Source organism: Microbacterium allomyrinae (assembly GCF_020682705.1).
Classification (GTDB): domain Bacteria; phylum Actinomycetota; class Actinomycetes; order Actinomycetales; family Microbacteriaceae; genus Microbacterium; species Microbacterium allomyrinae.
The window spans coordinates 95,098-108,676 of record NZ_JAGTTN010000004.1 but is presented as its reverse complement, the minus strand read 5'-3'; the positions used below and the strand labels follow the sequence as shown (position 1 = coordinate 108,676).

Here is a 13,579-nt window from a genome sequence, read left to right as displayed (position 1 = left end):
ACAATCGCGTGCTCCGATTCCTCTCGCGAGGAGATCCCTGCGCCCCTCCCAACATCCCCGCTCCATCCCCAACCAGATCCCGGCAGGCCCGGGGGAAACGAGTACCCGCATGTCCACTCAGAGCACGCCCGCGTTCGCACGCCGCAACTGCGACGGCCTCGCCCAGATCGGCCTGTCGCGCTTCGACGTCGCCGGCATCCGATTCCTCGCCCCGACGGCCGACACCGGCACGGGCGGCGACGGTGGTACCGGTGGTGACGCTGCCGCACAGGCCGCCGCCGCCGCGCAGGCTTCCGCTGACGCCGCGGCCGCCGCGAAGCCGCCGTGGGGCGATGACCCGACCAAGTTCGACCCGGACAAGATGTGGAAGCTCGCCGAGAACCTCCGCGGGGACATCACTGCGGAGAAGGCGAAGCGCGAATCAGCGATCGCCGAAGCCGTCGCGAAGGCCACCGAGGACGCGTCGAAGAAGGCACTGGCCGACTTCGCGAAGCTCCTCTCCGGTGAGCAGGCGCCCGAGACCGACCCGGCGAAGCTCAACGCGGCCCTCCAGTCGCTGCAGACGCAGTCCACGGAGACCGCCTCGAAGCTCACCGCAGCCGAACAGCAGGTGAAGGCCGGTCAGGTCGCACTGCAGGTCGCACTCCACGCGCCCACACTCGGTGCGAACACCGCACTCCTGCTCGCCAACGAGCAGTTCAAGACCTCCATCGGTTCGGTAGAGCCGACCGATGAGGCGGCCATCAAGGCCGCGATCACGAAGGCGCTGCAGGACAACGCCGCCCTCAAGCAGCCCCCGCAGCGTTCAGGTGACGTCGCACCCACGGGCCCGACCGTGCAGACCCTCGAATCCCTCCTCGCAACCGCGGAGAAGGCAGGGGACGCCGCAGAATCCATCGTCCTGAAGCGCCGCATCGCGGAGCTTCGCAACAAGTCCTGAGGAGGACACCATGCCCGGTATCACCGGTCAGGGCACGACCTACAACCTGCCCAACTTCGTCGGCGAGCTCTTCCAGATCACTCCGGAAGCCACGCCTCTCCTCTCCGCCATCGGCGGCCTGACCGGCGGCGAGTCGGTCAAGACCGTCGAGAAGGAGTGGCAGATCACCGATCTCCGCGACAACGACCAGAACACCGCGCTCGAGGGCGCGAACGCACCCGCCGGCCAGGCGCGTGTCCGGTCGAACGTGACCAACATCGCCGAGATCCACCACTCGGCCGTGGAGACCAGCTACACCAAGCAGGCCACCCCGGACAAGACGACCACGGCGGGCGTCTCGGGCACCAACCCGGTCCGCAACGAGCACGACAAGCAGGTGATCCTGGAGCTCGCGGCAGTCGCGAAGGACGTGAACCACGGCTTCTGGAACGGTGAGCACCAGAAGCCCGCCGACAACACGACCGCCCGCAAGACCCGTGGTCTGCTGCAGGCGATCTCCACGAACCGTGTCATCTACGGTGCGGCGGAGATCACCGCGACGTCGGCGACTGACACGATCACCGGTACCCACGCGCTCAGCGTGGGTGACAAGGTCGTGTTCACCGCCCGCGGTGCGGCTACGGCCGTGGTCATCGGCCGCGTGTACTTCGTCCAGTCGGTCTCGACGACCGTCTCGTTCAAGGTCGCTGCGACCTCGGGCGGCGCGGCTATCGCCATCGGCACCGCCACGGGCATCAAGGTGGTTCCCGTCTCCGCAGCTGCACCCACGCTGGACACCTACAACGGGCTGTTCCAGAAGGCGTACGACAACGGCGGCCTCGGCGACGTCATCAACGCAACCATCGCGGTGAACTCGTCCCAGAAGCGGAACCTGACCGCGACGTACGCCGCGGCGTACGCGAAGGCCGACCCGATCGGCGAGTCCCGCAGCGTCGGCGGTGTGAACCTCCAGACGATCGAGACCGACTTCGGCCGGCTCAACATCATGCTGGACCGTCAGCTGCCGCAGGACGCTCTCGCGATCGTCTCGCTCGAGCAGCTGTCGCCGTTCTTCCTCGAGGTGGAAGGCAAGGGCCACTTCTTCGAGGAGCCCCTCGCGACCGTCGGCTCGGCCAAGCGGTCGCAGCTGTACGGCGAGATCGGCCTGGAGTACGGCAACGAGAAGGCTCACGCCCAGCTGCGTGGCCTCCCGGTCTTCGTCTAGACCGTCACCGACCCCGGCGCCACCCTCACCCGGTGGCGCCGGGATCCCACCCACACGGCAGGAGGATCCCCGTGAGCTTCATCGTCCCCACCACGCTCGCCTCCGTCGACGACTTCACGGAGTGGACAATGAGCACGTCTGCGCCCGACAACATCGAGCTCACTCTCCGCGCCTGCACCACCCGCGTGCTCGACGCGACGAAGACCGCCCGCTACGCCACCGACCCGTCCACGGGCCTCGCGACCGACCCGGTCGTGAAGAACGCCCTGCGCGACGCGACCTGCATCCAGGCTTCCGCGTGGGTCGCCCTCAACATCGACCCCGCGACCGGCGGTGTGATCCAGACCACCAAGACGGTGAAGTCGAAGAAGATCGGCACCGCACAGATCGAGTACTCCGACGCTGAGGCGCAGGCTGTGAATCGTGCCCGTGCCGCCGCGTACGCCAGCCTCGTCCCGGAAGCGCGGAGCTTCCTCCGCACCCGGGGCCTCATCACTTCCGCGGTGAGCTCAGCATGAGCGAGCTCGACGACTTCTTCGTCCACACTGCGACCGTCGAAACCCTCGAAGGCACCGACGGGTACGGCCGCGAACACTTCTCCGGCACCATCACACTCTCCCCCACCGCCGAATACGGCTGCTTCATCGAACAGAAGCGCCGCCTCGTGCGTGGCCGTGACAGTCAGCGTGGCGGTGACGACACCGCCGAGGTCATCTCAGAGTCCACCCTGTACGCGTCGCCCGCTGTCGCAGCGCTGTTCACTCCCGGCTCCCGCGTCACGATCCGCGGCGCCGAGTCGCGGGTGATCGTCGCTTCCCTGCTCGACTCGGGCGATCTTGACCTGCCCGACCACGTCGCCGTCGCACTCACGTAAGGACTCGGCCATGGACCTGATCACCCCCGATGCGCGCGCTGAGGCGATGAAGGCCCTTGGGCTCGCCACGAAAGACGTCGTCGAGGTCAAGATGGGCGTCTCAGAGATCGTCGTTACTCGCATCGTCCGTGATGACAACGGGCGACCGGTATTCGGCATCGACGGCGACGCAGCGACGAGTCGTCAGCGATTCTCGGTGGCCTGATGGCTGACGGTGGCGACTTCTTCGAGAAGCTCGAAGCACTCGACGAACAGATCCAGGAACTCACTCCGGTCGCGGTCGGTCGGGCGATGGAGCATATCCGCGGTGTCTCGGCAGAACTCACCCCGGTCCGGGACGGGTTCCTCGTCGGATCTGCGGGCGTCACCGTCCACGGCAACGAAGCCCGCCTCACGTACGAAGGCCCCTACGCCCGCCGGCAGCACTTCGAACTCGACTGGCACCACACCAAAGGGCAGGCGCTCTACCTCGAGCAGCCGATGCGGACCGAAGCGGACAAGGCGATGGAGATCATCGCTGACACTCTCGGAGAGGCGTTCTGATGGCCGCGACGAGGGATCTACTCACCGGCATCGCAGAACTGCTCGCCGCGTCCGGTCTGGGGCTCTCCTGGAACCCGGCAGGCGTGTACCCGGCAGGGCAGACGGGCATCTTCATGCTGTTCACCCCGACCGCCCCTGACCGGTGCGTGGTCCTCAACCTGGTGGACCGGGCCGATGACCCGTCAATGCCGCTGGGCGAGAAGATGCTGCAGGTCCGCGGCCGCGGGAACCGGAACGACCCGCTCGACGTCGCCGACCTCCTCGACCCGATCTTCGACACCCTGCACGGCCGCACGAACCTCGTCATCGGTGGGCAGACGATCATCCAGATCCTCCGCCGAACCTCCGCACCCATGGGCACCGACGACAGTGTGCGTTTCGAACGTGCCGACCAGTACTACCTGGACGTCGACGCCGCACCCACCGCGATCCGCCCCGCCGGCGGGTCCTGGTAGCCCACCGACCACCGACGGCCCGTCGGTGCCCAACCCCGAGCCGACACGGTGAGGGGCTTCAACACAATGCCCCGACGCCTATAGGAGGCCAATCGTGACTACCGCTCTCGCACGCCGCTTCAAGGTCGACCTGTCGACCATCGCCGCACCCACCACCTGGGTGAACCTCAAGGGGATCAACGACCTGAACCCCGCCATCAGCCCCAGCCTGGTCGCCGCGGACGACTACGACTCGAACGGGTTCTCCTCGTTCGAGAAGACCATGCAGGGGTGGGTGACGACCGCGAAGTGCCGTCGCGCGACCAACGCGGGCGTGTTCGATCCCGGTCAGGAGCTCGCCCGTTCCGCGCAGCTGCAGTTCGGCGACCTCGCCCGCCTCAACGCCCGCTGGTACGACCGCAACGGCGCTCCGGAGGCGTACCAGGGTGTCGCGATCGTCGGATACTCGGCGTCGAAGACGGGTGTCGCCGACCTCGACGAGGTCACCATCACGCTGACCGGTGACGGCATCCTCGCACCGATCGCGAACCCGTTCGCTGCGGCCGCGGTGCCCGTCATCCTCGGCGCCACCCCGACCGCAATCGCGCAGGGCGGGATCGTCAACATCACCGGCACCGGCTTCGGCGGCGTGACCGGTGCTGCATCGGTCAAGTTCGGTGCGACGAACGCGACGAGCTACCTCGTCGTGTCCGACAACACCATCGTCGCCGTGATGCCCGCCGGTTCCGCCGGGGCGGCGAACATTACCGTCATCAACGGCGCCGGCACGTCGACCGCGTTCAGCTACACGCGCGGCGCGTAACAGACTCCCGGGCGTGCGTGTGGGGATGCGCACGCCCGGGACCATCCCCACAGAAGGGTCCCCACAGCATGGAAATGCGTGAATACACCGAGTTCGCCGACGGCGCGCTCGTCTTCCCGTACAAGGGAAAGAAGTACGCCGCACCCGAGATCGGTATCAAGCTTGGCCTCCGCCTCAACGGCATCACGAACAACGGTGAGGAACAGGATCTCGACTCCGTCGAACTGTTCAAGCTGGTCCTCGGCCCCGTGTGGGACGAGATGATCGCTGACGGTGTCCCGCTGACGTTCGCGACCCGTGCCGGCGCGACGATGCTCGCCGACTTCCAGTTCGGCCGCGCGTACGCCGAAGCCATGTGGGAGACCGGTGGCGACCCAAAAGCGATGACCGAGTACATGAAGGCTCGGGGAAATCGGGCTACGCGGCGATCGAAGAGTACGGGTGGGGCGACAAAGACCCCGTCACCGGCATCTACGAAGGCTACGACCTCCCGAAGCAGCTGACGAAGCCGCAAGGGCGTGGTGTCAGCTGGCCTGAACTGATCAGCCAGTGGGGGCTCTTGGAGTTCTCGTTCCATGCCGTGCTCGGCATAGACCTCGAAGACGTGTGGGCGCGGAAGTCGTGGCGTTGGTTCAACGTCCGCGTGCGGAATCTCCTGTCCACCGACACCCCGCTCGCACGCTACTTCGCACCCGACGACGAACCGAAGCCGGAGGCCACCGATGAATGAGGGTCCCACGACTGTCGGTTCCATCGTCGGCAAGCTCCGCATGGATCGCGACCAGTGGATCGCGGACGTCGCGGCGACGAAGCAGGACGTCCGCGAGCTTGAGCGTGCGAACCCGGACATCCACATCGGTGACAACGCGGCTGCGGTGATCGGGCGCCTCACGGCTGTGAAGGCTGCCGCCGAGGGTGTTGCGGGCAGCAACGACAAGGTCGCCGCGACACAGACGAAGCTCACCCTCGCGCAGGGCCGCCTGACGGCGGCGATGAGCGCAGCCGACACGGCGTATGCGCGGGCGAGCCTCGCGCAGATGCGGCTGACCGAACTCCGCGAGAAGGGTGTGACTTCCGGGGCGCGGTACGTCGCGTCGGAACTCGCTGTCACCGAAGCGTTGAAGCGCCTCGACACGGCGAACGAGAAGGTCACCGCGTCAGAAGCTGCTCTCGCGGCCGCCCGTCGTGCGAACACCGCCGCCACCGAGGACGAGACTCGTGCGACGGTCAAGGCGAACGAGGCGAACCGCACCAGCGTGACCCGTGTGGGCGCCATCACTACGGCCATCGCACTGCTGCTGCCGCTCCTCGCGCCTGTGGGTGCCGCAGCGATCGGTATCGGCTCCGCGTTCCTCGGAATGGGTGCCGCGGGTGTCCTCGCGATCATCGGCATCAAGCGGGAGATGGACGCCGGCACCACTGTCGGTGCGTCGTACCGTTCCGGGCTGGACTCCCTCAAGGGGTCGATGAACACGCTCGCGCAGACCTCCGCGGTCGCGATGCTGTCGTCCTTCCAGCGGGTCGTGCGGGAGACACGGGACGCGCTGCCGGGGCTGAACGTCCAGGTGGGCCAGTTCTCCGGTCTGCTGGGCCGTTCCGGGGCGAACCTGTTCACCGGGACCATCAACTCGCTGCGGATCCTGAACCCTCTGTTCCTCACCGCCGGGATCTACCTCGAGTCCCTCACTGCGGGGTTCCAGCGGTGGACCGAAGGGTCGGGGATCGAGGACTTCGGCGGGTACGCGCTCGCGATGCTCCCCACGGTCACCGACCTGCTCGGGAAGCTGGCATCCACGGTGATGCACATCCTGCAGGCACTCGCACCGCTGGGCACCATCGGCATGGCTGTGCTGGTCGGCATCTCGGATGTGATCAGCGCGATCCCCGTCGAGGTGCTGTCGCAGCTGATCGTGACGCTCACCTGGGGTGCGATCGCGTTCAAGGCGTGGGGCTTCGTCGCCCCGATGCTGGCGAACATCGCGACCAGCATGGGCGCGGTCGGTGCGGCGACAACGATAGCGACCGGCCCGATCGGGTGGGTCGTTGCGGGTCTTGCCGCCCTTGCGGGCATCTTCGCTGTGGTGATCGCGAACAACTCCAGCGCGACACAGGCGATGCAGACCTACACCGCTGCGGTGGAGGCAGACACGGGCGCAGTCGCGGAGAACGTCCGTGCGAAGGCCGTGCAGGAACTCCAGGACCGTGGGGCGCTCGACGCTGCGAAGCAACTCGGTGTCAGCCTCGAAGACGTCACGAACGCCACTCTCGGGCAGAAGGACGCACTCAAGGAGCTTTCGCTGTACACGCGTGCCGCGGACGGCGACACAGGCGCCATGCAGCAGGTGATGAAGGACAACAACCTGAGCCTGCTCGAGGCCACCGGACTGGTGAACACCCTCGTGGGAAGCCTGCGGAACGAGAGCAGCGCGATCGATGCGTCGGTGGCGGGGCACAAGCTGCGGACCGAAGCTCTCACAGAGACGTCGGCTGCTGCACTCGCTCAGCAGCGCGCCGATGAGGCTGCAGCCGCCGCCCTGGGGATCTCGGTCGGGGCACTGCAGTCGGCGCGTGGCAGCCAGGACGAGATGAAGACGGCGACCGAGAAGGCCACCGCGGAGATGTACCTGCAGGGCGACGCCGCTGGCCTGTTGAAGCAAGCACTCGATGAGCTCAACGGGAAGGCCCTCTCGGCTGCGGAGGCTCAGAACCAGTTCGAGTCGCAGCTGGTTCGGATGCCGGACTACATCGACGACGCGACCGGCGCACTCGACTCGGCTGGTGCGTCACTCGATGGCATGTCGGAGTCTGCGATCACGAACCGAGGGTCGCTGCTCGATCTGATCCAGTCCGCACAGAACTCGGCGCAAGCGTTCCGTGACCAGGGAGGTAGCGCTGAAGAATCAGTCGCGAAGCTCCAGGCATCGAAGCAGGCGATCGAGGATCAGGCTGTCGCGAACGGTATGAACCGTGACGCAGTGCACGCCTACCTCGACGAACTGTTCAAGATCCCCGCGACCCTTCCGGTGACGAAGATCGAGGTCGACATCGCGAAGGCTGAGGCCGACCTGGCGTGGCTGGTGCGGCGACGCACCGCGGCGATCGCGATCTCCGTCACCGAGTCACACCTACGAGACGGTGCCGCATCTGGTGGCCGTGCGCTGGGCGGCACCACCCCGGGTCTTGCCGGTGGCGGAACTAGTGGCGGGACCATCAACGGCCGCGGCACGGCGGGCAGCGACTCGGCGGGCCTGTACCGCCTCGCGAACGGCGAGGAAGTCGTCTCGAACGTCTTCGGACAGGCAGACCGCAACCGGTCCCTGCTGAAGGCGATCAACGCCGGCTACACGCCCTCGCAGGCACCTGCCGCAACGCCCAGCGTGACGAACAACAACGTCACTCTCATCAACCCCGTGGTCCGCGACCTGCAGCAGGACGCGTGGGATGCCGCACAGATCGTCGGGAGTCTCTGATGTACAGCGTCGCCGGTGTCCCTCTCCGCAACCCGACATTCGGCTGGCGCTTCCGCTCCCCGTCGAAACCGATCAGCGAGCTCGTCCGCGAACGCGCGAACGTCTCGGCACCAGGCACAGACGGCACTGTGGCGGGACTCCCCGCCACAGTGAGCGCGGTAGTCCTGCCGCTGGTGGTGCGCACCCCGAAGGCTCACCTGCAGACCCTCACCGCACTGTTCTCGGGTGAAGGCGCCCTGACGGTCACGGCCGATGCGTCCCGATCGGTGCAGTTCGAGCTCCTGTCGTGGACACACGTCGGGTACGGGTCTGCGGACTCGATCCTCGATGTGACGTTCATCATCCGCCTCCCGCAGGTGTACTGGCGGGATGCGGCGGAATCCACGTCGACCGCTGCTTCCCTGTCGACGGCTTCGGTCGCGGTCACCGGACTGTTTCCCGGCATGTCGGCACCAGTGCAGGACGCCATCGTGCGGGTAAAGGGTGCCACAACCGGTCTGCAGGTGACCGACACCGCCGGATCCTGGTTCACGTACGCCCCAGCGTTGACCGGATCTCAATACCTCCGGTTCGAGTCCACGACCGGACGGGCGTTCGTCACAACGTCGGACACGTGGGTAGGCGGCACCGAGGTCTCGGGCGCCGTTGACTTCGGTGGCCCGCGAGGCGTCTTCGAAATCACACCACGGCTTGCGCCTGCTGATCCGGCCACTCGCGACGGCCGGCTGACCGTCGCAACAGCTACCCGGTCGGGCGCTCAGATTCAAGTCAGAGGCACCGCTGCGTTCCTCGTCTGACCGCAACCCCTGAGGAGTGTCATGACGTTCGATGTTCGCCTGCGCCTGTACAACGATGACGGCACCAAGTCGCGTGTGCTCAAGACGATTCGGATGGATGTGACACAGGCGGACTCGTCAGCCTGCCGGGTGACGTTCGCCACGTCGTCTCGTGTCGCGGGCTCGTTGGATGCCCCGTTCCTTGTCGGCGTGGAGTACACGACCGGTGGGGTTTGGGCGTCGCCCCGCAACGACCTGTTCATCGCCACGGAGGACAACTCCGACAACGCCGAGCAGTCGGGCGTCGTCTCGTTCACCGCTCAGGACGTGCTGTCCTGGCTGACCCAGCGACTGCCCCTGTGGTGGAAATCGGGCGACAACGCACAGGATCGCACGTACACGAACGTGACCCCGGGTGCGCTGCTGAACGAGATCATCACCTACGGCAAGACCGGAGGTCTCGGTGATGGGGCGGGGTGGGGACCGAACGTCACCACGGACTTCACCGGCACCACAGATTCGGTGGGTGCGGCGTGGGCTCAGCAGGTAGACCAGACATACCCGCTCTTCACCACGTCCCTGTCGCGGATCATCGACGGGCTCTCTGACCAGGGATACATCGAGTGGTGGTCGGAGGGGTTCAAGCTGCGCGTTGTGAACGCAGGCACCGCCACGGACCGGTCGAACGTGGTCTTCGGTGGCCGTGGGTTCACCCGGTCCCCGGCAAAGTCGGTCTACGAACCGGCGACGGCGATCGTGATCCAGTACGACGGTGGCTGGACTCATGCGGTGAACCCGGGCGCGTCGAACCGGTTTGGTTCGGTGTTCCAGGTCATGTCGCAGTCCGGCGCTCCTGACATCCCGGCCGCGCAGCAGAACGCGCAACCGGCGCTCACGAAGGCGCGCGCGGTGTCAAGGGAACTGTCCTACGAGTGGGCACCTGTCGGCGGCATGACCGCACCGTGGGCCGGGTTCAACATCGGAGACCTGGTGACGGCGCGGACGCGCGGAGGAAAGATCCTTCAGCGTGTTGTGGGGATCGTGGTCACGAAGGACGTTGCCGGCGTTGTCACCGCCCGCACGGTCGTCGGAGACAAGATGCTCACGCAGGCGGCGAAGCTCGCGCGGCGCACATCGGCGGCGCAGGTCGGGCAGATCATCGGCGGGTCCGGGTCGTCCGTACCGCCGACGACCGCACCGGCATCGCCAGACCCGAACGCCCCGGACGCCCTGCACGTTGTGTCGAACACCGCCTCGTGGGGGGAGGACGGTGCCGCCGTCGCAGCAGTGGGCGTTGCATGGGATCAGGTCACAGACGCCGTCGATTCGACGGCGATCGATGTGAACCTGTACGAGCTGTGGGCGCGGGAAGCGTCCGAAACCGCGCACATGGTCACCGCGACCGATCAACTGTCCACCACGGTCCCCGGATTGAAATCTGGCGTTCCGGTGTGGGTCAAGGTCCGTGCGCGTTCCGTGCGCGGACGGTGGTCGGAGTTCTCGCCCGAGATCACCGTCACCCCTGCAAGTCCGTTGTCGATTGTGCCGAAGGTTCCGACCGGGCTCGAGGTGACGTCGAACACCGCGGAGTTTCAGGCTGACGGATCGTCTGTCGCGACACTGCGTGTGCAGTGGGATGCGGTCACATTGTCTACAGATGACGTGGCCGTCGTCATTGACCGGTACGAACTGTGGCTGCTCGATGGGGCCGTGTGGGGGCCGGTTTCGGCGTCGCCCTCGCGGGACGTGCTCGTGTCGGTCCAGTCGGGGCAGGCACGGTCGTTCAAGGTCCGTGCCTACACGACTCTTGGTGTCTGGTCGGACTTCACCTCCCACGTGGACGTGATCGCGGCGCTTCCTGACGCATTCGACATCGCTCCCACCGATCCGACCCTCACCACAAGCCTGGGCATGGTTCAAGCGCAGTGGGACGGAGTCCTCACCGGGGGCGTCCTGCCGGCTGGTGTGCAGCACGTACTCGTGGAGCATGCTGCGTTGACAGGCGGACCGTGGACCCGTGTCGCCGTTCCGCTGCCGAATGGGGGCGGGTCGTCGCCGATCCGCGGTGTGGTCGGTGAATCGATGTTCGTCCGGTTCATCCCGGTAGACACTCTCGGTCGAGAGTTCACCCCGTCGGCTGTGGTCTCCATCGTGGTCACCGGGATCACCGGCCCCGACCTGGAGGCGAATTCGGTCACCGCGAACACCATCGCCGTCGGTGCGATCGAAGTGCAGCACCTCTCGAGCGGGCTCGGGTCCCACATCGATCTGGGTGAGAACAGCGTCATCATCTCGATCACCGCCGAGCAGGAGTCCCTTGCCGGTCAGGTCGATGAGACGGCTGGGGCTGTCGGTCAGCTCACGTCATGGTTCCGGGTGGACGAGAACGGTGCGCACGTTGGGTCGACGGGTTCACCGTTCCAGACGCATGTGAAGCCGGACCGGTTCGAGATCACTGACAACGGGGTGGTCACGTCGTACTGGGAGGGCGGGCGCATGGTCGTCCCGAAGTTGGAAGCAACGGAGATCGTTCTCGCTCAGCACAAGTTCGAGCCCTATGCAGACGGAACGGTGGTGAGGGCTCTTGGTATCTAGCGCATTCCCCGGCCGTCCGTTCAATCTGCGGGAGAACGTCTGGCTCATCGAGCAGGACATCGCGGGGAACCAGTCGAAGCTCGGGTGGCAGTTGTGGATCGACAAGACGGCGTACTCCCCGACGTTCTCGGGAGGTGCCGCCAACCGGTCCTTCTACCTTGACGGGGTGCTGCGCGGCTCGATAAGCGCAACCGGGTTCGACTTCCGTGGGAGCGGCCCATGGCTCATCCTCAGCGGTGAGACCTGGCTTGCGCACGAGGCAAACGGTACGAAGTCGTTCGATATCTACGCTCCGGCAACGTATGACCTACTCGGGTCGACGTCGGTCACAGTGAATGATGTCGGGCTGCCCACGATCCCGCGCGCATCGACCGGGCGGTTCGACCCGAGCTCCACGATCACAGCCGGGACCGCGGTAACGATCCACACGGACTGGGCATCGTCGTCGTTCACACACGACATCACCTACACGTTCGGATCCGCGTCCGGCACGGTCGCGACAGGTGTCGGCGGGTCGACGTCCTGGACACCGCCCCTCAGCCTGCTGACACAGATCCCGAACACCACGTCCGGGTCCGGGACGATCACCGTCGTCACCAAGAGCGGTGCGACGACCATCGGGACGAAGACAACCCCGTTCACGTTGCAGGCCGGCGCCGGCGTTGTTCCGACGATCTCGTCGCTGACGGTGTCTGACGACAACCCGACCGTGGTGTCGCAGGTGGGCCTGTTCGTTCAGGACCTCTCGATCCTGAAAGCCACGGTCAACGCGTCCGGGGTGCAGGGCTCGACGATCACCGGCCGCTCCTGGGGGATGCCGGGCGCGCAGTCGATCGCGTCAGGATCCGGGGCGAAAGTCACCGCGTCTGGCACTGTCCCGCTGAGCGCTTGGGCGGGTGACTCTCGAGGGCGGTCCGCGGCATGGTCGGGGAACGTCACTGTCCTCCCGTACCTGTCGCCGTTGTTCACCAACGTGCTCGTGCGGAGGTGCGACGCGGGTGGTGCTGTCAACGACAACGGCATCAGCCTCCGGGTGGATCTGAACTGTGCTGTGCAGTCGCTGATGAACAGCACTCAGCGGAACAGCCTCACGATCAAGGTGTTCACTCGCCCGTACGGCGGGTCGACGTGGACTGCCCGGAACGTCATCAACGTCACTGCGGGGACCGTGACGTACAATTCGAACTTCGTCGTCTCGGGCGGTGCGAACTATCCGATCGATGACAGTTTCGATGTGCGCGTCGAGGTGGCCGATAAGTTCAACACGGCTGCAGCGCAGACGGTGGTCGCTACCGCCGCGGTGTTCATGCATTGGTCGAAGACGGGCGTGGGGTTCGGGAAGTTCCATGAGAACGGGACAGTCGACGTCGCGGGCGATGTGTACGCGACTGGCGAGGTCCGCACCCGCGGGAACGGCATCGTTGCACCGGTCGGCGTCGTCTGCGAGTTCGCTGGATCAACAGCCCCCACAGGGTGGCTGCTGTGCCAGGGTCAAGCCGTGTCCCGCACCACCTACGCGGACCTCTTCGCCACCATCGGCACCACCTACGGCGCAGGGAACGGGTCATCGACGTTCAACGTGCCCGACAAGAAGGGGCGCGTCGGCGTAGGCCTCGACTCGGCGCAAACCGAGTTCGACACGCTGGGCGAGACCGGCGGGTCGAAGACGCACACGTTGACGGCGCAGGAACTCCCGGACCATTCGCATGTCTGGCCCGGTGGTACTGCGGCAGCGGCGGGGACAGGGGACATCTTCTCCCGTGCAGGTACGGGCGGGCAGGACGGCAGCTTCCGCACAGGCTCAGGTATCGCCGCGTCTGGCGCGTACGGCGCGGCGCAGATCACCGGCTCTCGCGGTCACAACAACCTGCAGCCGTTCCTTGTCATGAATTTCATCATCAAGGTCTGAAGGGAGACCAC

14 protein-coding genes are annotated in these 13,579 nt (G+C 66.3%); all 14 read left to right on the top strand.

Translation table 11 applies throughout. The features are described from left to right. The first annotated feature begins 109 nt into the window (after positions 1-109). The 14 genes from KEC57_RS12885 (at position 110) to KEC57_RS12820 (ending at position 13,568) form a co-directional block, all read left to right on the top strand. Positions 110-940: a hypothetical protein gene (locus tag KEC57_RS12885; protein ID WP_229385042.1), complete on the top strand. Its 831-nt coding sequence runs from the start codon at positions 110-112 to the stop codon at positions 938-940. Between the two features lie 10 nt (positions 941-950). Further along, complete coding sequence (locus tag KEC57_RS12880; RefSeq protein ID WP_229385041.1) at positions 951-2,144, top strand: SU10 major capsid protein; 1,194 nt, start codon at positions 951-953, stop codon at positions 2,142-2,144. Positions 2,145-2,215: 71 nt separating this feature from the next. Beyond that, positions 2,216-2,662, top strand: a complete 447-nt coding sequence (locus KEC57_RS12875) for a head-tail connector protein (RefSeq protein WP_229385040.1) — start codon at positions 2,216-2,218, stop codon at positions 2,660-2,662. Further along, entirely contained in the window at positions 2,659-3,018 is a 360-nt protein-coding gene (locus KEC57_RS12870; protein WP_229385039.1) for a hypothetical protein, read from the top strand. Before KEC57_RS12875 ends, KEC57_RS12870 begins: the two co-directional genes overlap by 4 nt. A 10-nt stretch (positions 3,019-3,028) precedes the next feature. Next, complete coding sequence (locus tag KEC57_RS12865; RefSeq protein ID WP_229385038.1) at positions 3,029-3,223, top strand: hypothetical protein; 195 nt, start codon at positions 3,029-3,031, stop codon at positions 3,221-3,223. Then, positions 3,223-3,561 (top strand): minor capsid protein, encoded by a 339-nt coding sequence (locus KEC57_RS12860; protein ID WP_229385037.1) that lies wholly within the window; start codon positions 3,223-3,225, stop codon positions 3,559-3,561. Before KEC57_RS12865 ends, KEC57_RS12860 begins: the two co-directional genes overlap by 1 nt. Then, entirely contained in the window at positions 3,561-4,016 is a 456-nt protein-coding gene (locus KEC57_RS12855) for a minor capsid protein (RefSeq protein ID WP_229385036.1), read from the top strand. The genes KEC57_RS12860 and KEC57_RS12855 overlap by 1 nt, the downstream gene beginning before the upstream one ends. A 94-nt stretch (positions 4,017-4,110) precedes the next feature. Next, positions 4,111-4,818: a phage tail tube protein gene (locus tag KEC57_RS12850; protein ID WP_229385035.1), complete on the top strand. Its 708-nt coding sequence runs from the start codon at positions 4,111-4,113 to the stop codon at positions 4,816-4,818. A 74-nt stretch (positions 4,819-4,892) separates the two neighbouring features. Further along, complete coding sequence (locus KEC57_RS12845) at positions 4,893-5,321, top strand: DUF7426 family protein (RefSeq protein ID WP_229385034.1); 429 nt, start codon at positions 4,893-4,895, stop codon at positions 5,319-5,321. A 56-nt stretch (positions 5,322-5,377) separates the two neighbouring features. After that, positions 5,378-5,548 (top strand): hypothetical protein, encoded by a 171-nt coding sequence (locus KEC57_RS12840; protein ID WP_229385033.1) that lies wholly within the window; start codon positions 5,378-5,380, stop codon positions 5,546-5,548. Continuing rightward, a complete protein-coding gene (locus KEC57_RS12835) occupies positions 5,541-8,288 on the top strand; it encodes a hypothetical protein (RefSeq protein WP_229385032.1) in 2,748 nt (915 codons plus the stop codon). Before KEC57_RS12840 ends, KEC57_RS12835 begins: the two co-directional genes overlap by 8 nt. Continuing rightward, a complete protein-coding gene (locus KEC57_RS12830) occupies positions 8,288-9,085 on the top strand; it encodes a hypothetical protein (RefSeq protein ID WP_229385031.1) in 798 nt (265 codons plus the stop codon). Before KEC57_RS12835 ends, KEC57_RS12830 begins: the two co-directional genes overlap by 1 nt. A 21-nt stretch (positions 9,086-9,106) precedes the next feature. Beyond that, positions 9,107-11,659: a hypothetical protein gene (locus KEC57_RS12825; RefSeq protein WP_229385030.1), complete on the top strand. Its 2,553-nt coding sequence runs from the start codon at positions 9,107-9,109 to the stop codon at positions 11,657-11,659. Then, positions 11,649-13,568, top strand: coding sequence for a DUF859 family phage minor structural protein (locus tag KEC57_RS12820; RefSeq protein ID WP_229385029.1), 1,920 nt, complete (start codon positions 11,649-11,651; stop codon positions 13,566-13,568). Before KEC57_RS12825 ends, KEC57_RS12820 begins: the two co-directional genes overlap by 11 nt. Positions 13,569-13,579: the final 11 nt, after the last annotated feature.

Bases quoted from the DNA above. Each gene is read 5' to 3' on its own strand.
- KEC57_RS12885 (WP_229385042.1), top strand. From the start codon at position 110: ATGTCCACTCAGAGCACGCCCGCGTTCGCACGCCGCAACTGCGACGGC.
- KEC57_RS12880 (WP_229385041.1), top strand. From the start codon at position 951: ATGCCCGGTATCACCGGTCAGGGCACGACCTACAACCTGCCCAACTTC.
- KEC57_RS12870 (WP_229385039.1), top strand. From the start codon at position 2,659: ATGAGCGAGCTCGACGACTTCTTCGTCCACACTGCGACCGTCGAAACC.
- KEC57_RS12865 (WP_229385038.1), top strand. From the start codon at position 3,029: ATGGACCTGATCACCCCCGATGCGCGCGCTGAGGCGATGAAGGCCCTT.
- KEC57_RS12860 (WP_229385037.1), top strand. From the start codon at position 3,223: ATGGCTGACGGTGGCGACTTCTTCGAGAAGCTCGAAGCACTCGACGAA.
- KEC57_RS12855 (WP_229385036.1), top strand. From the start codon at position 3,561: ATGGCCGCGACGAGGGATCTACTCACCGGCATCGCAGAACTGCTCGCC.
- KEC57_RS12845 (WP_229385034.1), top strand. From the start codon at position 4,893: ATGCGTGAATACACCGAGTTCGCCGACGGCGCGCTCGTCTTCCCGTAC.
- KEC57_RS12835 (WP_229385032.1), top strand. From the start codon at position 5,541: ATGAATGAGGGTCCCACGACTGTCGGTTCCATCGTCGGCAAGCTCCGC.
- KEC57_RS12830 (WP_229385031.1), top strand. From the start codon at position 8,288: ATGTACAGCGTCGCCGGTGTCCCTCTCCGCAACCCGACATTCGGCTGG.
- KEC57_RS12825 (WP_229385030.1), top strand. From the start codon at position 9,107: ATGACGTTCGATGTTCGCCTGCGCCTGTACAACGATGACGGCACCAAG.